Origin of the sequence: Endozoicomonas sp. ONNA2 (genome assembly GCF_024606365.1) — a bacterium.
Lineage (GTDB): Bacteria > Pseudomonadota > Gammaproteobacteria > Pseudomonadales > Endozoicomonadaceae > Endozoicomonas.
Genome location: NZ_JAHHPO010001150.1, coordinates 1 through 1,506, shown reverse-complemented (window position 1 = coordinate 1,506; position 1,506 = coordinate 1). Strand labels below are relative to the sequence as shown.

The window sequence follows — 1,506 nt, the reverse complement described above, 5'->3', positions numbered from 1 at the left end:
AGAGCGGCAAAGGACAAGCGAGATCGGGAGCACGGTTATGAAATATCCGGGTTAAGGTACTCAGTAGACGAAATTAGTATAAACACTTTTCACCCAAATCAATGCCAGCAAAACAACCTGAGCGAATAACTCCTGCTTTGTTATTCTTACCATGGTTCGCTACATTTATTATTCTGGATGATATCTGAACTGTTCATTCTATCCTGGCTCTTCTGCAGCTGTCTTGTAGGCGGGGCGGGCCATTTCTTCAGGTCTTTTTGGACACACGCAAAATTCATGACCTGACGCCTGTTTGGGCCAGCCCCAAATTAAGGAACCAATATCCCATGAATATCATTAAGGCACGCGACTGGGAAACCCCGCAGATTACCTCCCGGGGCAGACTGGCTGCCCATACTCCCATGAGCAGCTGGCGTAACGAGACAGATGCACGACAAGAGTCCGTCAGTAGTTCGGTGCTGAGTCTTGATGGTGACTGGGCGTTTGCGCTGTATGATGCGCCGGAGCAAGTGCCTGACACGTTTGCACAGGAAGGTGCCGACCCGGCACACACCATTTCTGTGCCGTCTAACTGGCAACTGCACGGTTACGATAAGCCTATCTACACCAATGTCAAATACCCGTTTGCCTGCAATCCGCCGTATGTACCGGCAGAGAACCCCACTGGCTGTTACTCCACCGTGTTCACCTTGCCGGACCATTGGGCACCTGACAGCCAGACCCGGGTGATCTTTGACGGCGTTGACAGTGCCTTCTATCTCTGGTGCAACGGCCAGGCGGTGGGTTATTCCCAGGACAGCCGGCTGGCGGCGGAATTTGACCTGACCCCCTGTCTGCTGGCCGGTACTAACAAACTGTGCGTGATGGTGCTGCGCTGGTCAGACGGCAGCTATATGGAAGACCAGGACATGTGGTGGTTAAGTGGCATCTACCGTTCCGTGCGTCTGCTCAACAAACCGGCACAGCGACTGACGGATATTCGGGTGACACCGTCCCTGGACGACCGTTATGAACATGGGTCTCTGAACATTGTCGTTGATACCGACAACGGCGGTGACCTGCAGATCCGTACTACCGTGTACCGTGGGGAACAGGCCATTGTCAGCACCACCTCCGCGATTGGCACTGCTGCCATGGATGAACGGGGTGGCTATGATAACCGCACCATCATTCATCTGCCAGTGAGCAGCCCGGACAAGTGGAGCGCGGAGGCACCGAACCTCTACCGGCTGACGGTCACCCTCACGGACCCGCAAAGCGGTACTGATATCGACTGTGAGGCCTACGACGCTGGTTTCCGGACGGTGGCGGTCAGGGACGGGCAGTTGCAGCTGAACGGCAAGCCACTGATGATTCGTGGCGTCAACAAACATGAACACCACCCGGCCACCGGTCACTTTGAAACCCTGGACGATGTGCGCCAGCACCTGGTGCTGATGAAGCAGCACAACTTTAACGCCGTGCGCTGCTCCCATTACCCCCACCAGCCAGGGTTCTACCAGTTGT

At 55.2% G+C, this 1,506-nt stretch carries 1 protein-coding gene; it reads left to right on the top strand.

Going from position 1 to position 1,506, the window contains the following annotated elements; genetic code table 11:
* Positions 1 to 326 precede the first annotated feature (326 nt).
* The coding region (locus KDK14_RS20350; RefSeq protein ID WP_306671637.1) for a sugar-binding domain-containing protein at positions 327 to 1,506 on the top strand (1,180 nt) is incomplete at its 3' end.